General features: G+C 50.8%; 27 protein-coding genes and 2 pseudogenes. 21 read left to right on the top strand and 8 right to left on the bottom strand.

What is annotated here, in order from left to right:
- Positions 1 to 2 precede the first annotated feature (2 nt).
- The 21 genes and pseudogenes from ACESTD_RS14880 to ACESTD_RS14780 all read left to right on the top strand — a co-directional run bounded on the left by ACESTD_RS14880 (position 3) and on the right by ACESTD_RS14780 (position 18,107).
- A complete protein-coding gene (locus tag ACESTD_RS14880; protein ID WP_098032211.1) occupies positions 3 to 440 on the top strand; it encodes a DUF3408 domain-containing protein in 438 nt (145 codons plus the stop codon).
- Position 441: 1 nt separating this feature from the next.
- Positions 442 to 795 (top strand): DUF3408 domain-containing protein, encoded by a 354-nt coding sequence (locus ACESTD_RS14875; protein WP_098032210.1) that lies wholly within the window; start codon positions 442 to 444, stop codon positions 793 to 795.
- 16 nt (positions 796 to 811) lie between these two features.
- Positions 812 to 1,540, top strand: a complete 729-nt coding sequence (locus ACESTD_RS14870; protein WP_098032209.1) for a conjugal transfer protein TraD — start codon at positions 812 to 814, stop codon at positions 1,538 to 1,540.
- A gap of 197 nt (positions 1,541 to 1,737) precedes the next feature.
- Entirely contained in the window at positions 1,738 to 2,055 is a 318-nt protein-coding gene (locus tag ACESTD_RS14865; protein ID WP_057317083.1) for a DUF4134 domain-containing protein, read from the top strand.
- Positions 2,056 to 2,065: 10 nt separating this feature from the next.
- A complete protein-coding gene (locus ACESTD_RS14860; RefSeq protein ID WP_098032208.1) occupies positions 2,066 to 2,398 on the top strand; it encodes a DUF4133 domain-containing protein in 333 nt (110 codons plus the stop codon).
- Between the two features lie 14 nt (positions 2,399 to 2,412).
- A complete protein-coding gene (locus ACESTD_RS14855; protein WP_373158968.1) occupies positions 2,413 to 2,640 on the top strand; it encodes a DUF3875 domain-containing protein in 228 nt (75 codons plus the stop codon).
- A gap of 606 nt (positions 2,641 to 3,246) precedes the next feature.
- Positions 3,247 to 4,923: a group II intron reverse transcriptase/maturase gene (gene ltrA / locus ACESTD_RS14850; RefSeq protein ID WP_005840044.1), complete on the top strand. Its 1,677-nt coding sequence runs from the start codon at positions 3,247 to 3,249 to the stop codon at positions 4,921 to 4,923.
- Positions 4,924 to 5,020: 97 nt separating this feature from the next.
- A pseudogene (locus ACESTD_RS14845) lies at positions 5,021 to 7,183 on the top strand (TraG family conjugative transposon ATPase); the annotation flags it as partial.
- Positions 7,184 to 7,762: 579 nt separating this feature from the next.
- Positions 7,763 to 9,586, top strand: coding sequence for a reverse transcriptase domain-containing protein (locus tag ACESTD_RS14840; RefSeq protein WP_258985341.1), 1,824 nt, complete (start codon positions 7,763 to 7,765; stop codon positions 9,584 to 9,586).
- A gap of 252 nt (positions 9,587 to 9,838) precedes the next feature.
- Positions 9,839 to 10,219 carry a DUF3876 domain-containing protein gene (locus tag ACESTD_RS14835; protein WP_098032255.1) on the top strand — a complete coding sequence of 127 codons (381 nt, stop codon included), beginning with the start codon at positions 9,839 to 9,841 and terminating at the stop codon, positions 10,217 to 10,219.
- Between the two features lie 26 nt (positions 10,220 to 10,245).
- Positions 10,246 to 10,875, top strand: coding sequence for a DUF4141 domain-containing protein (locus tag ACESTD_RS14830; protein ID WP_098032206.1), 630 nt, complete (start codon positions 10,246 to 10,248; stop codon positions 10,873 to 10,875).
- Between the two features lie 3 nt (positions 10,876 to 10,878).
- Positions 10,879 to 11,883: a conjugative transposon protein TraJ gene (gene traJ / locus ACESTD_RS14825; protein WP_098032205.1), complete on the top strand. Its 1,005-nt coding sequence runs from the start codon at positions 10,879 to 10,881 to the stop codon at positions 11,881 to 11,883.
- A 32-nt stretch (positions 11,884 to 11,915) separates the two neighbouring features.
- Positions 11,916 to 12,539: a conjugative transposon protein TraK gene (gene traK, locus ACESTD_RS14820; RefSeq protein WP_098032204.1), complete on the top strand. Its 624-nt coding sequence runs from the start codon at positions 11,916 to 11,918 to the stop codon at positions 12,537 to 12,539.
- A gap of 6 nt (positions 12,540 to 12,545) precedes the next feature.
- Positions 12,546 to 12,824 (top strand): TraL conjugative transposon family protein, encoded by a 279-nt coding sequence (locus ACESTD_RS14815; protein ID WP_098032203.1) that lies wholly within the window; start codon positions 12,546 to 12,548, stop codon positions 12,822 to 12,824.
- Positions 12,805 to 14,157 (top strand): conjugative transposon protein TraM, encoded by a 1,353-nt coding sequence (gene traM / locus ACESTD_RS14810; protein WP_098032202.1) that lies wholly within the window; start codon positions 12,805 to 12,807, stop codon positions 14,155 to 14,157. The genes ACESTD_RS14815 and traM overlap by 20 nt, the downstream gene beginning before the upstream one ends.
- A gap of 46 nt (positions 14,158 to 14,203) precedes the next feature.
- Complete coding sequence (traN, locus tag ACESTD_RS14805) at positions 14,204 to 15,193, top strand: conjugative transposon protein TraN (RefSeq protein ID WP_098032201.1); 990 nt, start codon at positions 14,204 to 14,206, stop codon at positions 15,191 to 15,193.
- Between the two features lie 2 nt (positions 15,194 to 15,195).
- On the top strand, positions 15,196 to 15,771 hold the full coding sequence (locus ACESTD_RS14800; protein ID WP_098032200.1) for a conjugal transfer protein TraO: 576 nt from the start codon (positions 15,196 to 15,198) through the stop codon (positions 15,769 to 15,771).
- Between the two features lie 4 nt (positions 15,772 to 15,775).
- Positions 15,776 to 16,195 (top strand): hypothetical protein, encoded by a 420-nt coding sequence (locus tag ACESTD_RS14795; protein WP_098032199.1) that lies wholly within the window; start codon positions 15,776 to 15,778, stop codon positions 16,193 to 16,195.
- A pseudogene (locus ACESTD_RS14790) lies at positions 16,192 to 17,096 on the top strand (toprim domain-containing protein). The gene ACESTD_RS14795 and the pseudogene ACESTD_RS14790 overlap by 4 nt, the downstream one beginning before the upstream one ends.
- Positions 17,080 to 17,583: a DUF3872 domain-containing protein gene (locus tag ACESTD_RS14785; RefSeq protein ID WP_103877885.1), complete on the top strand. Its 504-nt coding sequence runs from the start codon at positions 17,080 to 17,082 to the stop codon at positions 17,581 to 17,583. The pseudogene ACESTD_RS14790 and the gene ACESTD_RS14785 overlap by 17 nt, the downstream one beginning before the upstream one ends.
- Positions 17,580 to 18,107, top strand: coding sequence for a glycoside hydrolase family protein (locus ACESTD_RS14780; protein ID WP_103877884.1), 528 nt, complete (start codon positions 17,580 to 17,582; stop codon positions 18,105 to 18,107). Before ACESTD_RS14785 ends, ACESTD_RS14780 begins: the two co-directional genes overlap by 4 nt.
- 440 nt (positions 18,108 to 18,547) lie before the next feature.
- Here ACESTD_RS14780 and ACESTD_RS14775 read toward each other — a convergent pair whose 3' ends face one another.
- The 8 genes from ACESTD_RS14775 to ACESTD_RS14740 are packed head-to-tail and all read right to left on the bottom strand — an operon-like array spanning position 18,548 to position 21,891.
- Positions 18,548 to 18,856 carry a hypothetical protein gene (locus tag ACESTD_RS14775; protein WP_103877883.1) on the bottom strand — a complete coding sequence of 103 codons (309 nt, stop codon included), beginning with the start codon at positions 18,854 to 18,856 and terminating at the stop codon, positions 18,548 to 18,550.
- 53 nt (positions 18,857 to 18,909) lie between these two features.
- Positions 18,910 to 19,155 carry a hypothetical protein gene (locus ACESTD_RS14770; RefSeq protein WP_103877882.1) on the bottom strand — a complete coding sequence of 82 codons (246 nt, stop codon included), beginning with the start codon at positions 19,153 to 19,155 and terminating at the stop codon, positions 18,910 to 18,912.
- Positions 19,152 to 19,382 carry a DUF3873 domain-containing protein gene (locus ACESTD_RS14765; RefSeq protein WP_103877881.1) on the bottom strand — a complete coding sequence of 77 codons (231 nt, stop codon included), beginning with the start codon at positions 19,380 to 19,382 and terminating at the stop codon, positions 19,152 to 19,154. The genes ACESTD_RS14770 and ACESTD_RS14765 overlap by 4 nt, the downstream gene beginning before the upstream one ends.
- Before the next feature lie 20 nt (positions 19,383 to 19,402).
- The gene (locus ACESTD_RS14760; protein WP_103877880.1) at positions 19,403 to 19,660 is read right to left on the bottom strand and encodes a hypothetical protein; all 258 of its coding nucleotides are present in this window, start codon (positions 19,658 to 19,660) and stop codon (positions 19,403 to 19,405) included.
- A 24-nt stretch (positions 19,661 to 19,684) separates the two neighbouring features.
- Positions 19,685 to 21,016 carry a PcfJ domain-containing protein gene (locus tag ACESTD_RS14755; protein ID WP_103877879.1) on the bottom strand — a complete coding sequence of 444 codons (1,332 nt, stop codon included), beginning with the start codon at positions 21,014 to 21,016 and terminating at the stop codon, positions 19,685 to 19,687.
- Positions 21,013 to 21,429, bottom strand: coding sequence for a PcfK-like family protein (locus ACESTD_RS14750; protein WP_103877878.1), 417 nt, complete (start codon positions 21,427 to 21,429; stop codon positions 21,013 to 21,015). The genes ACESTD_RS14755 and ACESTD_RS14750 overlap by 4 nt, the downstream gene beginning before the upstream one ends.
- Positions 21,430 to 21,442: 13 nt before the next feature.
- Entirely contained in the window at positions 21,443 to 21,664 is a 222-nt protein-coding gene (locus ACESTD_RS14745; protein WP_098032322.1) for a hypothetical protein, read from the bottom strand.
- Between the two features lie 11 nt (positions 21,665 to 21,675).
- The gene (locus tag ACESTD_RS14740; RefSeq protein ID WP_098032323.1) at positions 21,676 to 21,891 is read right to left on the bottom strand and encodes a hypothetical protein; all 216 of its coding nucleotides are present in this window, start codon (positions 21,889 to 21,891) and stop codon (positions 21,676 to 21,678) included.
- Between the last annotated feature and the right edge of the window lie 1,376 nt (positions 21,892 to 23,267).

The raw sequence follows: 23,267 nt of genomic DNA, 5'->3' as shown, positions 1-23,267 counted from the left end.
GCATGGGCAGCAGGAAAGTGAACACGGAAGGCATCGACGAGGAACTGTTGTTAGCCTCCATCGGGCGACGCACTCAGGAGGTGGCACGCCCCACGCAGGAAGTCCCCGCAGCCGTACCGACCGAAGAAAGCACCGCCGCACCGGAACCGCCTCCTGCGCAACCCGCCACACGGGAAAAAGCGCAGAGGGAAGGCAACCGCCGGAAAAGGCAGGACGAGGACTATAACGAGCTGTTCCTGCGCCGCAACGAGATAAAGACCCGCCAGTGTGTCTATATCAGCCGCGATGTCCACGGCAAAATCCTCAGAATCGTGAACGACATCGCCGGAGGTGAAATCTCGGTAGGCGGCTATGTGGATACCGTGCTGCGTCAGCATCTGGAGCAGCACAAGGAGAGAATTAACGAACTGTATAAAAAACAACGGGAAGATTTAATCTGACATGAAAAAGGAAAAGAACAAAAAAAGAAGAGTGCCGCAGCAAGACGGCAAGGGCATGGTTGCCCAAATGCAGACGAGCGTGGAAATCATATCGCTTGCCACGGAAATCTGCAAATGCAGTGAGAAAGACTATGAGCGTCTGTTCATCCGTGAACCCGAAGTGAAGGCGCGAGCGGGAAAGATGGCGTATGTGCGCCCGGAGTACCACGACCGCATCATGCGCATCATCCGCGTAATCGGGCATGACAGGCTCACCCTGTCCGCCTACATCGACCATGTGCTGACCCAGCATTTCGACCAGTGCGAGGATGCCATAAGAAGCCTTTACGCCAAGAATTACAACCCGGTATTTTAACCCAGACAGGAAGCGTATGAATGAAACAATAAGCATAACAGACATTCTGCTGACGGTATCGGTCGGCTGCAACCTGTGGTTCCTGTTCCTGCTCCTTTACGAGCGCATCATGGACACGCGGATTGTCCGCTTCTTCAAGGGCATCGCCGGATTGTGGCGGTCGTCGGGCAGCACGGAGATAAAGCAGGAAACAGCGCAAGAGGAAGCCCCTGCGGAAAATGCGGACATCATCGGCAAGAGCCGTTTCAGGATGGCTTCAACCCGGACAACCGCTGCCATACCGACGCAACAAGCCGCCACTTCGGAAAAAGGCATTGAGTTGTCGGCGGAAGACACTACTTTTGACGACGGAAACACGGAAACCGCCTCACCGACAGCGCAAGTCCCGGAGGAAAAACTCGATGAAACATTCACGAGCATACCGCCGGAGGAACTGGAGTTCGGCGAGGATGAACCGGAGGAGGACGCTTCGGATACACCACAGGCTTCGGGCAACAGCTTTGACGAGATTGACGATGCCTGCAAGACCGCCAAGAACCCGGACGCGACACAGGCGGAACGTGAAAAGGCGGCAAAGGTGTTCACCGACATGGAAGGCACGGAGCTGTACGATAAAATGATGGAAGGCTCTTCGGAGATAGGCATCCGTATCAGGGGGCTTATCGAAATACGGATGAAAAAGCCTAAAAAGGTGTTCGTCGTGCCGGACAACATCGAGGAGTTCGACATCCGCAACTATGTGTGACGACAGAAAAAGGAAAGGACATGAAAGAATGACATCAACCCACGCGGCGAGGAAGCGCAAGGCGCATCCGGTCTGCAACGGACAGCCCAAGTCCGTGGAAACAAACGGGCGACCACTAAACCAAAGTAAAGTAACAGAGTATCAACCGCCCGACAAAGGACCATCCACCCTTTCGACGGCACAAAAAAGAACAGTTTATGAACAAGAACATTTTGAAAAACAGAAAAGCAATCCTCTCTGCGGCACTCATCATCGCCGCAACCGCCTCCGCCTTCGCGCAGGGAAACGGCATCGCGGGCATCAACGAAGCCACCTCTATGGTGAGTTCCTATTTCGACCCCGGCACGAAACTGATATACGCCATCGGCGCGGTCGTCGGGCTTATCGGGGGCGTGAAAGTCTATGGCAAGTTTTCATCGGGCGACCCCGACACCAGCAAGACAGCCGCCTCGTGGTTCGGCGCGTGCATCTTCCTGATTGTTGCCGCCACCATCCTGCGCTCATTCTTCCTTTAATAAACAACGTATGGCTGAATACCCGGTAAACAAGGGTATCGGCCGTCCGGTAGAGTTCAAGGGCTTGAAGGCTCAGTACCTCTTCATCTTCTGCGGAGGTCTGCTTGCTCTCTTCGTCCTGTTCATCATCCTCTATATGGTCGGTATCGACCAATGGATATGTATCGGCTTCGGCGCGGCATCGTCCTCCCTCCTTGTGTGGCAGACCTTCGCGCTGAACGCCCGGTACGGCGAACACGGGCTGATGAAACTGGGAGCGGCACGGAGCCATCCCCGATACCTTATCAACCGGCGGCGGATAACCCGACTGTTCAAACGACAACGAAAGGAAGAAAGACAATGAGGAATACATCGAAAATGACAACACTGGAAAACAAGTTCCCCCTGCTTGCGGTGGAGCATGGCTGCATCATCTCAAAGGACGCCGACATCACGGTGGCTTTCGAGGTGGAACTGCCGGAGCTTTACACCGTGACGGGCGCAGAGTACGAGGCTGTCCACGGCTACTGGTGCAAGGCGATCAAGGTGCTGCCGGACTACTCCGTCGTCCACAAGCAGGACTGGGTGCGACATGATGTCGTGTAAGTGATTGTTTAACAAATAATTTAAGTCATCGAGTATGACATAAAACAAAGATTAAACCTGCTGTTTCGTCAGCAGTAGCCTATGGGCAGATGCACCTTAATTGTATTAAGCTGCCCAGACAAGGTAGCCCGCCCGAAAGGGGCAGTTTGAACCGTGAGGGGAAAACAATCGTCGTCAGTATCAGACGGCGCGGGAGCTTGGCTTGAATGGTATGAATAACACATGTGAACTGTCGCTAAACGTCGTTAGTTTGAATGAGCCAAACGATACTGACAGGCTCAAGCCCGGAAACGGGTGCAGCGAGGATAACCCTCTCCAGTCTGGGGTTACACGAACCACACTGCTGCCGGCGGAATGACAGATTCTAACCCATTCTCTTTGTCACTTACACGGAACATGGAAAACCTGTATCTCTCCTACGAAAACAGGTAAGCCGACCGTAAGGAAGGCCGAACGGGATGCAGGCACAGGAATGCGGAAAAAGCGAATGCCGTCCTGTAATGGGGCGGATAGGGGTTTCAACGTTACCCTACGCGAAAGCGGGCAGACTTCCGCATGGTGACTCTTTACAAGAAACTTTTAGAACTTTTTAAAGTTGAAACGCAAATGAACGAATTAGAAATTTCGTGTGCATCGACTGACCGAAAATCGAACGCTTGGGACAGCATAGACTGGCTCCGGTGCGAAATTGCGGTTAAAAAGCTACAAGCACGTATTGTAAAGGCTCAAAAAGAAGGCAGATACGGTAAAGTGAAAGCTTTACAGTGGATGCTAACGCATTCGTTTTACGCCAAAGCATTGGCCGTAAAGCGGGTGACCTCTAACAAAGGTAAAAAGACAGCAGGGGTTGACCGTGTATTATGGAAAACCCCAAAAGCGAAGTTTCAGGCAATCAGCGAACTGAAACGCAGGGGATACAATCCCCAACCGTTGAAACGGGTCTATATCAGCAAAAAGAACGGCAAACAACGGCCGTTGGGTATTCCTACCATGAAAGACAGGGCTATGCAGGCGCTGTATCTGATGGCATTGGAGCCGGTAGCTGAAACGACAGCCGACAACAACTCCTACGGGTTCCGCAAGGAACGAAGCACGTTCGATGCAAGGGAACAATGCTTCTGTGTACTCGCAAAAGACGTATCGCCCGAATGGATACTTGAAGGGGACATCAAAGGCTGTTTCGACCACATAAGCCACGAATGGCTGCTGAATAATATCCCGATGGATAAAGTGATGCTCCGCAAATGGCTGAACAGTGGTTTTGTTTACAACTCCGAGCTATTCCCGACGGTTGAAGGCACGCCGCAAGGCGGTATCATATCGCCGACCCTTGCCAATATGACCCTTGACGGATTGGAGGCGGTACTGAAAAGACGGTTTAAGACACACTGTAAAAAGGGCGTCTATACCAGCTACAAGGTACACCTTATACGGTACGCCGATGATTTTGTAATCACCGGAGCATCGAAGGAATTGTTGCAAAACGAGATCTTGCCTATTGTTCGTGAGTTTCTCCATGCAAGGGGGCTTACCCTGTCAGAAGAAAAAACGAAGATAACTCACATCGGCAAAGGATTCGATTTTCTCGGATACAACATTCGCAAGTATAACGGAAAACTTCTGATAAAACCGTCAAAAGAGAGTCTGAAAAGGTTTATGGTCAAAATCCGGGAAACCATCGAAGCTCATAAGGGAGCAAAACAGGAATCCCTGATAAGACTACTGAACCCGATCATAACGGGTTGGGCGAATTACTATCGCTACTCCGTATCATCCAAGACTTTCAGGAAAGCTGACAAACTGATCTTCGAAAAGTTATGGCAGTGGGCACAACGCCGACACCCGAAAAAGGGGAAGTATTGGGTTGCTGACAAGTATTTCCACAAGATTAACAACCGTAAATGGACTTTCGCGGTCACTCCCAACAAGAGAAAACCCGAAAGTATAATCGTGCTGAAACGACTGTACGACACCAAAATAAAGCGGTTTGTAAAAATCAAAGGGGATGCAAACCCATACGACCCGCAGTGGAAGGAATATTTTGAACACAGGGAAACCTACAAAATGCTCCAATCGCTCAACGGGTATAAATCACTGCTGCATCTCTGGAAGAGACAACAACGCTGCTGTCCCTACTGTGGTGAGCCGATAGACAACGAACACTCTTGGAGTGTCGTAAAACAGCTGACAAATAACCGAATGGATAGTTTTCTTCTTCATGACGGTTGCCGCAGAAGTTATTACCAGTTAAAAACAGAGGATTATGAGCCGGCTTTTATGTAGAAATAAAAGCATTGAGTTGCTTGAGCCGTATGAGGGGAAACTCTCACGTACGGTTCTTAGGGGGGAAAGGGGCAGTAATGTCCCTGACCTACCCGACTTCATCAAGGAGAAGTACATGCCGGAACTGCAAAAGGACGGCATGAGCTTTTTAAGCCGTTCCTTCGAGCGTCACTTCAACGAGCGTCCGTACCTGAAACACACCTGCTACCTCTATCTGACCAAGACGACGAAGGAGCGTAACCGGATGCAGAGTAACTTCAGCACGCTGTGCCGCGGGCATATCATCCCGAAGGAGCTGGACAAGGAAACCACGACCAAGTTCTTGGAAGCCTGCGAACAGTTCGAGCGCATCATGAACGACAGCGGGCTTGTCCGCCTGCGCCGCCTATCCACCGACGAGATTGTGGGAACGGAAAAGTCCGTCGGACTGATTGAGCGTTACTTCTCGCTCATGCCGGAGGGCGACACCACCTTGCAGGACATCGAACTTTCGGCAAGGGATATGCGCATCGGCGACAACCGCCTGTGCCTGCACACCCTCTCCGATGCGGAAGACCTGCCGGGCAAGGTGGCAACCGATACCCGTTACGAGAAACTCTCCACCGACCGGAGCGACTGCCGCCTGTCATTCGCCTCTCCCGTGGGGCTGCTGCTCTCCTGCAACCACATCTACAACCAGTATGTGCTGATAGACAACAGCGAGGAAGCCTTGCAGAAGTTCGAGAAGTCCGCCCGCAATATGCAGTCGCTGTCCCGCTACTCAAGGAGCAACAGCATCAACCGCGAGTGGATAGACCAATACCTGAACGAAGCCCATTCCTACGGGCTGACCTCAGTACGGGCGCACTTCAATGTCATGGCGTGGAGCGACGACGCGGAAGAGCTGAAGCACATAAGGAACGACGTGGGAAGCCAGCTGGCGAGCATGGAGTGCGTGCCGCGCCACAACACCATCGACTGCCCGACACTCTACTGGGCGGCGATACCCGGCAACGCGGCTGACTTTCCGGCGGAAGAGAGTTTCCACACCTTCATCGAACAGGCGGTGTGCCTGTTCACGGAGGAAACCAACTACCGCAGTTCGCTATCACCCTTCGGCATCAAGATGGTGGACAGGCTCACGGGGAAGCCGCTGCACCTTGACATCAGCGACCTGCCGATGAAGCGGGGTATCACGACCAACCGCAACAAGTTCGTGTTAGGACCGTCAGGCAGCGGCAAATCTTTCTTTATGAATCACTTAGTTCGCCAATACTACGAACAAGGCACGCACGTCGTGTTGGTCGATACAGGAAACTCCTATCAGGGATTGTGCGGGATGATACAGCGCAAGACGGGCGGCGAGGACGGGGTGTATTTCACCTACACGGAAGAAAAGCCCATCAGCTTCAACCCGTTCTACACCGACGATTACGTCTTCGACGTGGAGAAGAAAGACAGCATCAAGACCTTGCTGCTGACGCTCTGGAAGTCGGAGGACGACAAGGTGACGAAGACCGAGAGCGGAGAGCTGGGCAGTGCCGTGAGTGCCTACATCGAGCGCATCAAGACCGACCGTAGCATCGTGCCGTCGTTCAACACCTTCTACGAGTATATGCGTGACGACTACCGCCGTGAGCTGGCTGAGCGTGACATCAAGGTGGAGAAGTCCGACTTCAACATCGACAATATGCTTACCACCATGCGGCAGTATTACCGGGGCGGACGTTACGACTTCCTGCTCAACTCCACGGAGAACATCGACCTGCTGAACAAGCGGTTCATTGTCTTCGAGATTGATTCCATCCGCGATAACAAGGAGTTATTCCCCATCGTGACAATCATCATCATGGAGGCTTTCATCAACAAGATGCGACGGCTGAAAGGGGTGCGGAAACAGCTCATCGTGGAAGAGGCTTGGAAGGCTCTCTCTTCAGCGAACATGGCTGAGTATCTGCGCTATATGTATAAGACCGTCAGGAAGTATTACGGCGAGGCGATCGTGGTGACGCAGGAGGTGGACGACATCATTTCCTCTCCCGTGGTCAAGGAGAGCATCATCAACAACTCCGACTGCAAGATACTTCTCGACCAGCGCAAGTACATGAACAAGTTTGACCAGATACAGGCGTTGCTCGGACTGACGGAAAAGGAGAAGGGGCAGATACTCTCCATCAACATGGCGAACAACCCTTCACGGCTCTACAAGGAGGTGTGGATAGGCTTGGGCGGCACACAGTCGGCGGTCTATGCCACAGAGGTCAGTGCTGAAGAGTATCTGGTGCGCCCGTAAAGGGAATTTGACGAATGTCGCTTTGGCAAGCGACTGGGCAAGTGTTTAAAATGTCCATTAACAACCGCTAACCGGAGGGGAAAACCCCACAAGGGAACATAGCACGTTGGTAAAGCCATAAGTCAGCCAACTGTCAGGCTGCGACCGAATGGCAAGTTAAAATGATAGATATAAGGATAAAGCCTGCATTGGTTGAACGATAGTCCGAGCAGTCTTATCTTGGGCAATGACGGAAGACAGTTGAATAATTCTTCGGAATTATACCGTTATGTTGCGGTACTACACTGATGACAGGTAGCAGGAGTAGCATAAACTTACCGCAAGGCAACTACCATAAGTAGTAAAGGACGAAAGTCGTATCCGACAATCTATCGAGCCAAATAGTCGTCAAATTTCTAAACGGGGATTGCCTAAACCGGAAAGCCAGTTGTAGGGCTATGGGGTCTGCCCCTGAATATCCGGCATGGCAACGGAGCTTCCATAGTAGTCTGAGCAGGGTAACGCCCTGTACATGGCGAAGGGGAGCAGCTAATTAAGTTTAACAATTTAAAGGAAGATGTGAGAGACATGAGAAATCCAGAAAATGTGTTGAACAGTCTGAGTAAACACAGCGGTAACTTGAATTATAAGTTTGAGCGGCTGTATAGAGTGCTGTTTAACGAAGAAATGTTTTATGTAGCCTATCAGAATATTTACAGCAAGACAGGCAACATGACGGCAGGAGCCGATGGTAAAACCATTGATGGAATGAGCATTGACCGAGTTGAACAATTGATTGATAGTCTCAAAAATGAGACTTATCAGCCTAATCCGTCCAAAAGGACGTACATACCTAAGAAAAACGGGAAAAAACGTCCGCTTGGCATACCCTCTTTTGATGATAAACTGGTACAGGAAGTAGTTAGAATGATACTTGAAGCAATCTATGAGGGCAGTTTTGAACATACTTCACATGGATTTCGTCCCAAACGAAGTTGTCATACTGCTCTTATAGATATACAAAAGACATTCACTGCCGTGAAATGGTTCATTGAAGGCGATATTAAAGGATTCTTCGACAATATCAATCATGACGTATTGATTAATATTCTTCGGGAACGTATCGCTGACGAAAGATTTTTGCGGCTTATCCGAAAGTTCCTGAATGCCGGATATGTGGAAGACTGGGTATTTCATAGAACGTACAGTGGAACTCCACAAGGCGGGATTATCAGCCCAATACTGGCTAATATCTACCTTGACAAGTTCGACAAGTACATCAAGGAATACACCAATCGGTTTAATAAAGGGGTAACGAGAAAAGGCGATGCCCGATACAAGCTCTACGAACAGCGGAGATACCGACTGGCAAAGAAACTAAAGAATGAGAAAGATGTAAAGGTAAAGGAACAGATGACCGCTGAAATTAAGCGGCTACGAGAAGAACGGAACAACTATCCGGCACGTAATGAAATGGACAGCAGTATCAAACGGTTAAAATATGTGAGATACGCAGATGATTTTCTGATTGGAATTACCGGTAGTCTGGAAGACTGCAAAACAGTAAAAGAGGATATTAAGAACTATTTGAATGAAGCTCTTAAACTGGAACTGTCAGACGAAAAGACACTGATAACCAATGCGCAAAAACCAGCGAAATTTCTCGGATATGACGTATTTATCCGCAGGTGTAATGATTTACGCAAAGATAAGTTCGGTAGAACGGTTAGAGCATTCGGACACAAGCCTGTCTTGTACCTGAATTTTGAAACGATGCGGAAGAAACTCTTTGATTATAAGGTCGCAAGAATAGCGGTTGTCAATGGCAAAGAGGCTTGGAAGTCCATCGTCAGAACGTACATGCTGAACTTGGATGACTTGGAAATAGTCAGTCAGTTCAATGCCGAAATCCGAGGGTTCTATAATTACTACTCAATAGCCAATAATAGCTATGTCATCAATTCTTTCTATCACATTATGTCATACAGCATGTATAAGGTATTTGCGAACAAATACAAATCATCTGTAAAGAAAATACTTCTGAAATATAAAAAGAACAAGGTTTTCCAAGTGGCATATGAAAATAGCAAGGGTAAGACACTTTACCAATCATTTTATCATGATGGTTTCAAACGCAAAAAGGTTGCAGGGAATATTTACTGTGACACTATTCCACGGACAGTTTCCATAACAGGTGGACGTAACAACCTTATGGAAAGGCTGAAACTCCAAGTCTGCGAATTATGCGGTGCTACCGATAAACTCGAAATGCATCACGTTCGCAAACTTAAAGACCTGAAAGGTAAATCCGACTGGGAAAAGAGAATGATAGCCCGGAGACGAAAAACTTTGGCTGTCTGCTCAAAGTGTCATGCAAAGATAGACCCCGACCGAAGAATCAGACTGAATTAATTAGTGGAGAGCCGGATACAGGGAGACTTGTAAGTCCGGTTCGGAGGCGAGTACTCGGAAACCTATCATAGAAATATGACAAGGCACTGGGTGCTTAGCCTACGCGTACACCACCGAGGAAACGGAGAAAGTGGAGGTTTACCGTCTGGCGGAGAAGTTGGGCGGCGACATCGAAGCCGCCATCCGGCAGCTTGCCGAAAGGCGGAGAAACAACAGTTAATCATTAATCACCAACTAAAAACAAAAATGCGTATGAGTTTATCAAAAGTGAAAATGCTGCAAGTCAGCAAATGTCTGATCGGATTGGCGGTCGTGATGCTGCAATCCTGTGACGTGGAGGAAAACCGCCGCGATATGTTGTGCGGGAACTGGGAGAGCGTGGAGGGGAAGCCCGACGTGCTTATCTACAAGGAGGGCGAAGCCTACAAGGTGACGGTGTTCCGCCGGAGCGGTCTGCGCCGCAAGCTGAAACCGGAAACCTATCTCTTGCAGGAAGAGAACGGCAACCTGTTCATGAACACAGGCTTCCGCATCGACGTATCCTACAACGAGGCTACCGACGTGCTGACCTTCTCGCCCAACGGGGACTATGTACGGGTGAAGCCACAGCCGGAAAACCCGATTGAAGAATAACAACAACCACTAAAATCCAAAGTAACATGAGAACAAGAACAACAATGATTGTCTTCCTGTGCCTGCTTCTCGCAGGCAGGGCAAGCGCACAGTGGGCGGTGATAGACCCGTCCAACATCGCGCAGAGCATCGTGAACACCTCCAAGAACGTGGTGCATACCTCTACGACGGCTCAGAACATGGTGAAGAACTTTCAGGAAACCGTAAAGATTTATGAGCAGGGCAAGAAGTATTACGACGCTCTGAAATCGGTGAACAACCTTGTCCGGGATGCCCGCAAGGTGCAGCAGACCATCCTGATGGTGGGCGACATCACCGACATCTATGTGACCAACTTCCAGCGGATGATGCGTGACGACAACTTCACGGTGGAGGAATTAGGAGCCATCGCCTTCGGCTACACGAAGCTGTTGGAAGAGAGTAACGATGTGCTGACCGAACTGAAAAACGTGGTGAACATCACCACGCTCTCCATGACCGACAAGGAGCGCATGGACGTGGTGGAACGCTGCCACTCGAAGATGCGGCGATACCGAAACTTGGTATCGTACTACACCAACAAGAACATATCGGTGAGCTACCTCCGCGCGAAGAAGAAAAACGACCTCGACCGCATCATGGGGCTGTACGGGAACATGAACGAAAGATACTGGTAGCCTATGGAGTTCGACAACCTTCACCAGATACTCCGCTCGCTCTATGAGCAGATGATGCCGCTGTGCGAGGACATGGCGGGCGTGGCGAAAGGCATCGCCGGGCTGGGCGCGTTGTTCTACGTCGCCTACCGTGTATGGCAGTCGCTGGCGAGAGCCGAACCGATAGACGTGTTCCCGATGCTCCGTCCTTTTGCAATAGGTCTTTGCATCATGTTCTTCCCCACGGTGGTGCTTGGCACGATAAACAGCATCCTCTCGCCCGTGGTGCAAGGCACGGCGAAGATGCTGGAGGCGGAAACGCTCGACATGAACACCTACCGGCAGCAGAAGGACAAACTGGAATACGAGGCGATGATGCGCAACCCCGAAACCGCCTACCTTGTGTCCAACGAGGAGTTTGACAAACAGCTGGAGGAACTCGGCTGGTCGCCCGCCGACATGGTGACGATGGCGGGGATGTATATCGACCGTGGTATGTACAGCATGAAGAAGGGCATCCGCGACTTCTTCCGCGAGATACTGGAGCTGCTGTTCCAAGCCGCCGCCCTCGTGATAGACACCGTCCGCACCTTCTTCCTCGTGGTGCTGGCGATACTCGGTCCGATAGCCTTCGCCATATCGGTGTGGGACGGCTTCCAAAGCACGCTCACGCAGTGGATATGCCGCTACATACAGGTCTATCTGTGGCTTCCGGTATCGGATATGTTCAGCACCATACTGGCTAAGATACAGGTGCTGATGCTGCAAAGCGACATTGAGCGGATGCAGGCTGACCCGAACTTCTCGCTGGATTCGAGCGACGGGGTGTATATCGTGTTCCTCTGCATCGGCATCATCGGCTACTTCACCATCCCCACCGTGGCGGGCTGGATCATCCAAGCCGGAGGCATGGGCAGCTACAACCGCACCATGAACCAGATGGCGGGACGCGCCGGGGGCATGGCGGGCGGAGTCGCCGGGGCAACGGCAGGAAACGCGGTCGGTCGCATCGGCAAGCTGCTGAAATAACCAATGTGTAATCATAAAACGGAAAAAGTAAAATGGAATTCAAATCACTCAGAAACATCGAATCGTCGTTCAGGCAGATACGCCTGTTTGGTATCGTCTTCCTCTCGTTGTGCGCCGTGGTGACGGTGTGGAGCGTATGGAGTTCCTACCGCTTCGCCGAGAAGCAACGGGAGAAGATCTATGTGCTGGACAACGGCAAGTCGCTGATGCTCGCGCTGTCGCAGGACCTGTCGCAGAACCGTCCGGCGGAGGCACGGGAGCATATACGCCGCTTCCACGAGCTGTTCTTCACGCTCTCGCCCGAAAAGAGCGCGATTGAACACAACGTTAAGCGTGCGTTGCTGCTGGCGGACAAGAGCGTGTACCACTATTATTCGGACTTCGCCGAGAAGGGGTACTACAACCGCGTCATCGCCGGGAACATCAACCAAGTGCTGAAGGTGGACAGCGTGGTGTGCGACTTCAACGCCTATCCCTACCGCGCCGTGACCTACGCCACGCAGAAAATCATCCGGCAGAGCAACGTCACCGAGCGCAGCCTCGTGACCACCTGTCGCCTGCTGAACGCCTCACGGTCGGACGACAACCCCAACGGCTTCACCATCGAGGGGTTCACCATCATCGAGAACAAAGATTTACAGACAATCAAAAGGTAACGGATTATGAAACGGAAACTTCAAGACAAGAGAAAACAAATCGTGGCAAAAGTCAAAGGCTATCTTGACGGTTTGCCGCCGGAAACACGCCGCCGCATCGTGCTGGGGATGCTTGCCGCCTTCGCGGTGCTTGCCCTCTACACCTTCGGCAGAGCCGTCTATGACATCGGCAGAAACGACGGCTCACGCATGGAAACGGGACACGCCGGACAGGTGGAACTGCCGACCCCGGCAGAAACAGACAATCACTTAATACCTTATTTATATGGAACAGAAGAAGAATGAACCGACGAAAGAGAACAAAGCCGCTCCCGATGCTGGAAAACCGAAAAAGGAGCGCGAACCGCTGACCGAGGCGCAACGGCTGAAACGGCAGAAGATGATAGTCCTGCCTGCTATGGTGCTGGTGTTCATCGGGGCGATGTGGCTGATATTCGCCCCGTCCACCGGTAAGGAACAGAAACCGGGAACGGACGGCTACAACACCGAGATGCCCGATGCTGACAAGGAGAACAGGCTGATTATCGGCGACAAGCTGAAAGCCTACGAGCATGGGGAGATGGAAGAGCGGTTGGAGAGCCGCAACCGTGCCATCGGGCAGTTGGGCGATATGTTCGACCGTGAGGTGGCGCAGATGGAGGACGGAAAGGACTTCGACCTCGCCAATCCGGGCGGCAAGGAGGAAACGGCACAGCCAGCCACGCCGCAGACCATCCGATCCTCCGCTGCCGCCTACCGTGACCTGAACGCCACACTCGGCAACTTCTATGAACAGCCGAAGGAGGACAACTTCGAGATGGAAGAACTGTTGGAGCGCATCACCTCGCTGGAATCGGAACTTGAGAGCGAGAAAGGCAAGGCAAATGCCGTGGACGACCAAGTGGCACTTATGGAAAAGTCCTACGAACTGGCTGCAAAGTATATGGGCGGTCAGAACGGCAGACAACCATCAGCGGAACAGTCGGCAGAGCCTGCCACCGTACAGAAAGGAAAGAAGAACACGGCAATGCCTATCAAAAAGGTGGAGCATCAAGTGGTTTCCTCACTATCACAGCCCATGAGCAACGCGGAGTTTGTCGCCACCTTCTCGCAGGAGCGCAACCGGAATTTCAACACGGCTGTCGGCACGGCGGAGGTATCGGACAGGAACACCATCCCGGCGTGTGTGCATGGAGCGCAGAGCGTGACGGACGGGCAGACGGTAAGGCTCCGCCTGCTGGAACCGATGGCGGTGGCGGGCAGGACAATCCCCCGCAATGCGGTGGTGGTCGGCACGGGAAAGATACAGGGAGAGCGGCTCGACATCGGGATCACCTCGCTGGAATACGACGGCACGATTATCCCCGTGGAACTTGCGGTCTATGACACAGACGGACAGTCCGGCATCTTCATCCCGAACTCGATGGAGATGAACGCCGTCAGGGAGGTCGCCGCCAACATGGGCGGCTCGTTAGGGAGCAGCATCAACATCTCCACCAACGCCGGGGCGCAACTCGCCTCCGACTTGGGCAAGGGGCTGATACAAGGCACGAGCCAGTATATCGCCAAGAAGATGCGAACCGTCAAGGTGCATCTGAAAGCCGGATACAGGGTCATGCTCTATCAGGAAAAGGACTGAAAACAACAATCAATCAAAAAATATTTACCACTAAAATCCAAAAGTAATGAGAAAAGTAATCATCATGTTTGCCCTCGCTATGGGCATCGCATCTGCCAACGCGCAGGAGAATGTAACCGTTGAACAGAACAACGGAAGTAATGAACAGCCGACCTTGACAAAAGAGGTCTATCCGCAGAAGGAGGCGGACGGCGACCTGTATCACGGTCTGTCGCGCAAGCTGACCTTCGACCGCATGATACCGCCGCACGGTCTGGAAGTGACCTACGACAAGACCGTCCACGTCATTTTTCCGGCGGAGGTGCGCTACGTCGATTTAGGCTCGCCCGACCTGATTGCCGGAAAAGCCGATGGAGCCGAGAACATCATTCGCGTGAAGGCTACCGTGCGGAATTTCCCCAACGAAACCAATATGTCCGTAATCACCGAGGACGGAAGTTTCTACACCTTCAACGTGAAGTATGCCGCCGAACCGCTGTTGCTCAACGTGGAGATGTGCGACTTCATCCATGACGGCAGCACGGTGAACCGTCCGAACAACGCGCAGGAAATCTATCTGAAAGAATTAGGCAGCGAAAGCCCGATGCTGGTACGCCTTATCATGAAGTCCATCCACAAGCAGAACAAGCGCGAGGTGAAGCATATCGGCTGCAAGCGTTTCGGCATCCAGTACCTTTTGAAAGGCATCTACACGCACAACGACTTGCTCTACTTCCACACGGAGATAAAGAACCAGAGTAACGTGCCTTTCGATGTGGACTACATCACTTGGAAAATCGTGGACAAGAAGGTGGCGAAGCGTATCGCCGTGCAGGAGCAGATCATCCTGCCGCTCCGTGCGCAGAACTACGCCACACTCGTGCCGGGCAAGAAGAGTGAGCGCACGGTCTTCACGATGGCGAAGTTCACCATCCCCGACGACAAGTGCCTCGTGGTGGAGTTGAACGAGAAGAACGGCGGCCGTCACCAATCCTTCGTGATTGAGAACGAGGATTTGGTACGCGCCAATACCATCAACGAACTTCAAGTGCGCTGACCATGAGAAAGTACATCGCAACAATCATCGCGTCGCTTGCCCTTTTCACGGGGCAGGCGCACGCCCAGCGATGCCTGCCGAAGATGCAGGGCATCGAGGTAAGGGCGAACATGGCGGACGGCTTCAATCCCGGTGGCAAGAACGGCGGGTACAGCTTCGGGGCGGCACTCTCCACCTACACAAAGAAAGGGAACAAGTGGGTGTTCGGTGGCGAATACCTACTGAAGAACAACCCCTACAAGGACACCAAGATACCCGTGGCGCAGTTCACGGCGGAGGGCGGCTATTACTTCAAGATACTGTCGGATGCCCGAAAAATCGTGTTTGTCTATGCCGGGGCTTCGGCTCTCGCCGGATATGAATCGGTGAATTGGGGTAAAAAAGTGCTGCATGACGGCTCCACGCTGCACGACCGGGACGCCTTCATCTACGGCGGTGCGCTGACGCTCGATGTGGAGTGCTATGTGGCAGACCGTATATCCTTGCTTGCCAACCTGCGTGAGCGTTGCCTGTGGGGTGGCGACACGAGGAAGTTCCACACGCAGTTAGGGTTCGGTGTAAAATTCATAATCGGATGAGCCTATGGGACTGACTGTGATTGACCTTGACATCAAAAATCTTTCCCTTGAAGATTTTATGAGGGCTATGGGCTATGAGCCTGTCGATAGAAACGCCAACCTGCTGATATACGAGTCGCCGTATTCGACAAAAGGCAATATCATCGTGGATACCGGCATAAACTGCTGGTATGACAAGGAGAAACCCGATAAGACCTATGGAGGGATTTACGACCTCGCCCATGAAATTACCGGAAGTGCCAACCGCTCGGAACTCAACCTGTTCATCGCATCCGAAATGAAAAAGGTGCGTGAGGTGAAGATGTACGGCGTCACTGCAAACGGCAAGGAGGCTGACGGAAACATTGTCGTGGCTTCACCCGTAAGGAACGCCAACCAGCCGAAGCCGGAACCACCCAAAAGGAAACGGGGGATGCGCCTATGAACATTGACGAACTCCGAAAAATCCCGCTGGCGGACTTCCTTGCACGGTTGGGGCATGAGCCAGTCAGAAGGAGCGGAAACGAGTTGTGGTATCTCGCCCCGTACAGGGGCGAGCGCACACCCTCTTTCCGTGTGAACGTGGCGAAACAGCTCTGGTACGACTTCGGGCTTGGCAAGGGCGGCGACATATTCACGCTTGCCTGTGAGTTTCTGCAAAGCGATGACTTTATGGCGCAGGCGAGGTTCATAGCGGAAGCCGCCAATATGACGGTTGCCGGATGGGAAAAGCCCACCTATCTCCCTAAGCCGGCCGAACCCGTCTTTGAGGATGTGGAGGTCGCCCCGTTGCTCAGCTCTCCGCTGACGGAGTATCTTGCGGAACGGTGCATCCCTTACGCCACCGCATCCCGCCACTGCTGCCGCCTAAATTACGGTGTGCGTGGGAAACGGTATTTTGCCATCGGTTTCCCGAACATGGCAGGGGGCTATGAAGCCCGAAGCCGCTTTTTCAAAGGGTGCATCCCGCCAAAAGATGTGTCTTTGGTAAAGGCGAGGGAAATCCCGGCTGGCGAGTGCCTCGTGTTCGAGGGCTTCATGGACTTCCTTTCGGCTGAAACGCTCCAAGTAACCGGTAACGCGGACTGCCTTGTGCTGAACTCCGTCGCCAACGTGAAGAAGGCGGTGGAACTGCTGGACGGCTACGGGCGTATCGGCTGCTTCCTCGACCGTGACGAAGCTGGACAGCGGACGCTTGCCACACTAACCGGACAATACGGGGAACGTGTCACCGACCGTTCCGTCCTCTATGACGGTTGCAAGGACTTGAACGAGTATCTGCAACAGACAACAAAAAAAGAAAAAACAACCATCTAAAAATCGAAGAATATGAATATACTGAATAACAGAAACAAGAGAACATCAATCTTCAAGGCGGTGGCGTTGTGCCTGATAGCCGCCGTGTCATTCACTCTCGTGTCGTGCGACGACGACATGGACATCCAACAGTCTTATCCCTTTACGGTGGAGGTGATGCCCGTGCCTAACAAGGTGACGAAGGGGCAGACGGTGGAAATCCGCTGTGAACTGAAAAAGGAGGGCGACTTCGCCAATACGCTCTACACCATCCGCTATTTTCAGTTCGAGGGGGAAGGCAAACTGAAAATGGACAACGGTATCACTTTCCTGCCCAACGACCGCTACCTGCTGGAGAACGGGAAGTTCCGCCTGTACTACACGGCGGCAGGCGAAGAGGCGCACAACTTCATCGTGGTGGTGGAGGACAACTTCGGCAACTCCTTCGAGCTGGAGTTTGACTTCAACAACCGGAACATCAAGGATGACGGCTTCACCATCGTTCCCATCGGAAACTTCAAACCACTGCCGAAATGATGCGTGTGTGGTTGATGATACTCTGTTCGCTTCTGGCGGTCTGTTCTGCGTCCGCGCAGATCAGCCGCCAAGAGGGAACGGACGGGCAGGCGGCAATCTGCCGACTGCCGCTTTTCGAGAGGGCTGTGCGCTGCACGAAGTATTTTGAGGGCTGGCACTCGGAGAAACACCACCCGTATGTAGGATACGGACACCGCTTGCTGCCGGGCGAAAGGTATTCGGCACGAACCATGACGAAACGGCAGGCTGACGCGCTCCTGCGGAAAGACATGCGGAAGTTCTGCGCGATGTTCAGGCAGTTCGGAAAGGACAGCCTTCTGCTCGCCACGCTTGCCTACAATGTCGGACCATATAGGCTTTTAGGCAGCAAGACAATTCCCAAAAGTACCCTAATCAAGAAGTTGGAGGCTGGCGACAGGAACATCTACCGTGAGTATATAGCCTTCTGCAACTACAAAGGGAAACGCCACGCCATGCTGCTCAAACGGAGAAAGGCGGAGTTTGAGCTACTGTATATCAAGTAAAAAATAAGAAAGAGGATAAATCTATACTTAATAGAATATCCTCTTTCTTCTAATTTGTGGACGGAGAGGGAGTCGAACCCTCATGGCGAAACTATTGAGTTCAGAGTATGTCTTCACTGTACATTCATTCCTTGCAGCGCAAACCGCCCAGTACGCCAAATGCCCACCATACAAAAAAGTTACCTAATGTAATCATATTCTTCAGAGATTTAATGAAATTAAACGTGCTAATACATCCAACCGCAAACTGGTAAAAAGAGGGCGGCAGACACCCGAAGAAATGAACAGATATTAAACATACTCCTACGTTCAATCTTAATTGAATACAAAAGTACACAAAAATTCGCTCATTAGCGAAAAAACAAAGGTTTCTTTGCTACTTTCTTTGTCCGCCATCCTGCTCACTGAAAGAAAGTAGGGCGGCTTTCGCCGCCCACCACTCAAAAGCGTGTGTAAAGTCCTGTCACCATCGTGAACATTTCCTCCAGCATATCAAAATAGATACCCTCGTGTACGGCAATGTCCTTTTCCTTGCAGTCAAATGTCTTCTTGCTGAACGTCCTGCGATAGAAACGCATATTGTAGAGGTCTGCCCCTCCGTCATAGATGATGTCAAGGCGGTTTGCGCTTGTCTTGTTCCTCGCAAGGCTCATCCGTAAGCCGTTGCCCATATCTATAAAATTACGGCTTCCTGTCATAGTGGCGAAGCGTTTTCCGCCTATCTGCTGTAATATAGTCTTTGCTATCATATCCGTTGTTCTTAGGGTTTTAAGTGTTGGCGGTGCGTACACCGCCAACCCGTTCAAAATTCTATCATCTCGGCAATGGGTGTCTGCCGTTTTAGCCACTCCTTCACGCACTCCATATTATACTCGCTCGTGATGACTGCCGTATGGCTGTCGGTAGCGGTGAAGCGTGTGCTTTCGTAATCATCTATCCACCCTTTGAGGGTGTCAGTTCCCCACATTTGGGCATCGTCAAATATGCCGTCCAATGCCGTAATCGGCTCTTTGAACTTGACAATCAGCGTTTGATAGGTTGCGTTCATCGTCTGTCCTCCTTTCCTGCTTTTTCGTTCAGCCACTTGTCCCTTGCTTCCCGACACTCGTCCAATGTGGATTTTACACAAGCGAACAATTCTCCGTCCGTGTGGCGGTAGTCGTATTGCACAAGTGTCCGCCTGCGTCTGCCGATACCCGATTGGAAACGCTCGTATTTCTCCGTACCTACTTCCGTACAGGTACTTACTCCATTGATGGTCATTCGTGTTGCCATAATCATCGCTCTTTTAGATGTTAAAAATGTACTGATAAAAGTCTGTTCTTCATCACCATTTCGGGATTGCTCGTGTAGCGTTGGTGCAGGTAGAAATGGTGTGAACCGAAGCCGTAATGGAAAAACTTGTCAAGTTCGTGTTTCTCGGCAAACTCCTTTACGCCTTTTCTCAATCCCTCCTCACTCGTTGCAAGAGTGAGGAGGTTTACAAATTCAAGGAACATCGTGGGGATTGCATCGTCCCACACACAAATCATACTTTCAATTCTTACTTCCATATCAATATCGTTTTAGGGTTTATGCTATGCCACTTTCATCCGCTCACGGATAAGGTTGGCGTTGCGGTTCACAAGGTCTATGATGCGCTCGTGGTATTCGGTGTCTTGGTTGTGCTTGCCGTGACACTGCACCACTTCGAGGGTTCGCAAGTCCACCTCAACGGTTTCAATAATCTCATCGCCAATCCTTGCCGAGAGTATGAGGGTGTCGGGTTTCTTGTAGTATTCACTGCCGAACACGCAGATGTGCTGCGCCTTGCCCTCGTTGTAATATTCGTCTATGCTTTCAAGCACCTTGACGATTAGTTCCTCGTCCGTGATTACCAAGCCGAAGAATTTGGATTTAAGGTTGATGAAATCTTCCTCGTTCTTCTTCTCTTGGAGCAACCGCTTTTGCTCACGCTCACGCCTTTCAATCTCCCAACGGCGGTGTTGCTCGGCTCGTTCCTTCTCGTGTATGGCATCAATCTTTCGGCTTGCCTTGTCGTGCGCCACTATGAAATCTTCGGGGCAGATGTTCTTGGGGTTACGGAGGTCTTGACCGAGTTTTTTGAGCATATACAGATAGTCGCACCACATTGGGAAGTTGTATATCTGGTATTTGTGACGCTTGGCAATCAGATATGACGCCCAACATTCATCGGCATTGCGGACATTGAAAAGAAAATGCTTCATTACCTCAATCTCACCGCCTTTCATAAGGGTTTCAATTCTTGGATTGGTAAGGAGAGCCGTGAAAAGACGCACGGGGGAAATGCCGTGGAAATCGCCCTTGAAGCCGTTGCGTTTGAGTTGTGGCAATATCCTCATCTTGGGATATGGATAGCTCCTTGCCACCACATCATCGTATAGGCTGTTGTGCGGTCTTACCTCCATATCGCTGCCCAATGCCCACACATCGCAATAGCTGAAAAGGAAGCCTCGGAGCAACGCCATATCCGTAACCTTGCCGTTGGGTGCAATCCAACGCTGCACAACCTCGTGGCAATAGAAGTGCATCGGTTCGCCTTTCCTGCTTTCGCATCTGACCTGCGCCACACGGATAACCTGATAGCCTTTGCAGGTGGTTATCACGCTGAAATACTGCGTTTCCTTGTAGGTGCGCTTTCGGGTGTCCTGCACTTTGAGTTCGGTATGGCATCTTGGGCAGGTGCAACCTACAAGGGTGTCGCATAGTTCGCTCCTGCTGTGCCACTCGTGACCGCAGTCGGAGCAGGTTATGTTCCCTTTTTTGGTGCGGTAGCCGATATGCTCAACGCAATGGCGGTATGCCCAATCTATTTGTGTCGCGGATATGGGGCGGAGGTTGGCGGAAAGTCTTGCCACCTCTTTCTGTATCTTGGTCTTGGGTTTCATAAGCCTAAATCAAATAATGAGGGTTGTGGTTGGTTTTCTTTTCTCACTGACGGTCTGTTGCGGTTCTGCAATTTGCGGAGTTCCTCCTCTTGGTATCTGCGGACTGCGTTCTGCCGTGCCTCCGCCTTTTCCTCTGCCGTGAGTTCTACAACGTGGTTCACTACCACTTGGCAGTTCATCGGTTTGCCCACCTCTATCTCGTTTTCCTCATAGTAGTGGATGGCTTGCCCGAAAATCTCTCCGTCAGTGAAGCCGTTGCAACCGCTTTTCTGCACATAGTTCAGAATGTGGGTCACGCAATCGTCCATGTTCTTGGCAGGGTTGCGGTACTTCTTCGCAAAGAGCGTATCTTCCTCCGCACGCTGTTCCAAATACATCTTTATCGTTCTCTTGAAATGGTCTGTCCCTTTCATATCGCTGTTGTTTTTAGATTGTCTGTTTCAGTATCTCTCTCCAATAGGTCGGCTCTACCTCGCTGAGAAGGAAATCTATAAAGTCCCTCCGTGCGTCCTTGTTCAGTTCGTGGTATAGTTCACGGAATGTGCTGAAATTGCCGTTGATGTACGTTTCCACCATATACTCGAAGATGTTGTCCACCTCGTAATATCTGCACTGCTGCGCTGCCGTCTTGCTGTTTCTCTTTGCCATATCGGTAAGGGTTAAAGGGTGAATAACCAAAGGATGAAGCCGAAGAAGGCAATGGTGGAAAGGATAGCCACGATTACACCTATCGCCACTCGGAACACTCCGTTTACAATCTCTCTTATGATGCCCCAAAGGATGCCGGACACCCCGAAGGCGGTGCGCATTATCAAACCGCATATAGCAAGCCCGATGTATTGCGCCGTTTGTTTGAAATCTGCCGTTGCTGTCATATCTTCGCTGTTTTTGATTTTTTGTTTTTTATGCGGATTCAAGAGCTGAGGGAGTTGGTTTCTAACTATCTTATCTGCCTCTCGTTTATCCGACATTTTTTTTATGCGTCTTTCTTTCGCGTCGGTCGTTTTCGTTTCGGGTGCTTTTTGAATGTAGGGATTAGGGAATGCAAGGTTTTTCGGCCAAAATACTACCCGAAGGGCTGGAGATTTTTGCCGAAAACAGGAGGCCTGACCTTGCTTTCCCGTCCAATCCCGGAATTACCTTTGCGCCCAGAACGAAAATGACTGCCTGATGCGATTCTACTGAAAGGCGCAAGATGGAGGTAAACGAAAACAGAGGCAGATTGGAATACAAAAACTTCAGGGAAAATCCGTAAAAAAGAAGAACCGACTGAAAGAAAAAGACATCACCGGAAGCGTGAAAAGGGCAAACCATCAACAAGGAAGTATGACAGTTTCCGATCCGACTGTACTTGTCCAGTCGGGTGGAAACAGTCTTTCTTCCCGGTTTGTCCGGCTGTGTGTGGCCGCTTGCTTCATTCATGGGGCAAGCTGACACACTCGGCATCCTTTCCGCTTCCGGCACAAATGGACAGCTAAAAAGAAAATCATCTGAAAACTCGTAAAAGCACCTCTTGGCATAGCCACAAAAGAAAGGGGCATTGCATCATCAGTCTAAACTTCGTTTAGGCGTGAGGCAATGCCCTTTTCTCCGGCTATGCGATAGTCGGCACATATTCGTTAGGACTTGTCCGCTGCGATTATGTAACGACGGATAAAACCGCTTTTACGGAAAACCTTATGAATGAGAGAATAAAAAATCCGGGAGTTTATTTCAAAATCTCGGATTAAATAGCTACTTTTGCATACGAAGAGTTCTTTGAAGGTTACGCAACGCACAGAGGAATAATGCAGTAGATAACTAACTAATTCGTAACCTATTACTATCAAGAGCGACTAACCTACGCTCATTTCCAATAAATTACACTCTTTTCGTAACTTCATTATGCAAATATACAACACATTTTCATAGAAAACGAAAGATAAAAACAGATACCTTTTTGCAAATCAGTGGCTTATGAAAAGAAAAGCTAAACAAGAGCAAATATCCAAAGCAAAATGAAAACATCTGCAAACAAAAGAAAATACTTAAATAAAGTTAAAGTTTTATTTACGTGATTTTGGGACGCAATAACTACCCTGTAAACCTCCATCTTGATATAAAATAATCATATTTGTACCAAGCGTTATATAAATTATTGATATTCATCTGTAATTATATTCGAGGAAGTCAAATGATTCCGATAAGGATACAGATAATAAACAATAAGCAAAAGCGTGCAGCTCAATGAGTTGCACGCTTTTTGCGTTTA

Source organism: Bacteroides sp. AR20 (assembly GCF_964250605.1).
GTDB lineage: Bacteria > Bacteroidota > Bacteroidia > Bacteroidales > Bacteroidaceae > Bacteroides > Bacteroides uniformis.
This window is presented reverse-complemented; position numbering and strand designations above follow the sequence as displayed.

Bases quoted from the DNA above. Each gene is read 5' to 3' on its own strand.
- ACESTD_RS14880 (WP_098032211.1), top strand. From the start codon at position 3: ATGGGCAGCAGGAAAGTGAACACGGAAGGCATCGACGAGGAACTGTTG.
- ACESTD_RS14875 (WP_098032210.1), top strand. From the start codon at position 442: ATGAAAAAGGAAAAGAACAAAAAAAGAAGAGTGCCGCAGCAAGACGGC.
- ACESTD_RS14870 (WP_098032209.1), top strand. From the start codon at position 812: ATGAATGAAACAATAAGCATAACAGACATTCTGCTGACGGTATCGGTC.
- ACESTD_RS14865 (WP_057317083.1), top strand. From the start codon at position 1,738: ATGAACAAGAACATTTTGAAAAACAGAAAAGCAATCCTCTCTGCGGCA.
- ACESTD_RS14860 (WP_098032208.1), top strand. From the start codon at position 2,066: ATGGCTGAATACCCGGTAAACAAGGGTATCGGCCGTCCGGTAGAGTTC.
- ACESTD_RS14855 (WP_373158968.1), top strand. From the start codon at position 2,413: ATGACAACACTGGAAAACAAGTTCCCCCTGCTTGCGGTGGAGCATGGC.
- ltrA (WP_005840044.1), top strand. From the start codon at position 3,247: ATGAACGAATTAGAAATTTCGTGTGCATCGACTGACCGAAAATCGAAC.
- ACESTD_RS14840 (WP_258985341.1), top strand. From the start codon at position 7,763: ATGAGAAATCCAGAAAATGTGTTGAACAGTCTGAGTAAACACAGCGGT.
- ACESTD_RS14835 (WP_098032255.1), top strand. From the start codon at position 9,839: ATGAGTTTATCAAAAGTGAAAATGCTGCAAGTCAGCAAATGTCTGATC.
- ACESTD_RS14830 (WP_098032206.1), top strand. From the start codon at position 10,246: ATGAGAACAAGAACAACAATGATTGTCTTCCTGTGCCTGCTTCTCGCA.
- traJ (WP_098032205.1), top strand. From the start codon at position 10,879: ATGGAGTTCGACAACCTTCACCAGATACTCCGCTCGCTCTATGAGCAG.
- traK (WP_098032204.1), top strand. From the start codon at position 11,916: ATGGAATTCAAATCACTCAGAAACATCGAATCGTCGTTCAGGCAGATA.
- ACESTD_RS14815 (WP_098032203.1), top strand. From the start codon at position 12,546: ATGAAACGGAAACTTCAAGACAAGAGAAAACAAATCGTGGCAAAAGTC.
- traM (WP_098032202.1), top strand. From the start codon at position 12,805: ATGGAACAGAAGAAGAATGAACCGACGAAAGAGAACAAAGCCGCTCCC.
- traN (WP_098032201.1), top strand. From the start codon at position 14,204: ATGAGAAAAGTAATCATCATGTTTGCCCTCGCTATGGGCATCGCATCT.
- ACESTD_RS14800 (WP_098032200.1), top strand. From the start codon at position 15,196: ATGAGAAAGTACATCGCAACAATCATCGCGTCGCTTGCCCTTTTCACG.
- ACESTD_RS14795 (WP_098032199.1), top strand. From the start codon at position 15,776: ATGGGACTGACTGTGATTGACCTTGACATCAAAAATCTTTCCCTTGAA.
- ACESTD_RS14785 (WP_103877885.1), top strand. From the start codon at position 17,080: ATGAATATACTGAATAACAGAAACAAGAGAACATCAATCTTCAAGGCG.
- ACESTD_RS14780 (WP_103877884.1), top strand. From the start codon at position 17,580: ATGATGCGTGTGTGGTTGATGATACTCTGTTCGCTTCTGGCGGTCTGT.
- ACESTD_RS14775 (WP_103877883.1), bottom strand. From the start codon at position 18,856: ATGATAGCAAAGACTATATTACAGCAGATAGGCGGAAAACGCTTCGCC.
- ACESTD_RS14770 (WP_103877882.1), bottom strand. From the start codon at position 19,155: ATGAACGCAACCTATCAAACGCTGATTGTCAAGTTCAAAGAGCCGATT.
- ACESTD_RS14765 (WP_103877881.1), bottom strand. From the start codon at position 19,382: ATGGCAACACGAATGACCATCAATGGAGTAAGTACCTGTACGGAAGTA.
- ACESTD_RS14760 (WP_103877880.1), bottom strand. From the start codon at position 19,660: ATGGAAGTAAGAATTGAAAGTATGATTTGTGTGTGGGACGATGCAATC.
- ACESTD_RS14755 (WP_103877879.1), bottom strand. From the start codon at position 21,016: ATGAAACCCAAGACCAAGATACAGAAAGAGGTGGCAAGACTTTCCGCC.
- ACESTD_RS14750 (WP_103877878.1), bottom strand. From the start codon at position 21,429: ATGAAAGGGACAGACCATTTCAAGAGAACGATAAAGATGTATTTGGAA.
- ACESTD_RS14745 (WP_098032322.1), bottom strand. From the start codon at position 21,664: ATGGCAAAGAGAAACAGCAAGACGGCAGCGCAGCAGTGCAGATATTAC.
- ACESTD_RS14740 (WP_098032323.1), bottom strand. From the start codon at position 21,891: ATGACAGCAACGGCAGATTTCAAACAAACGGCGCAATACATCGGGCTT.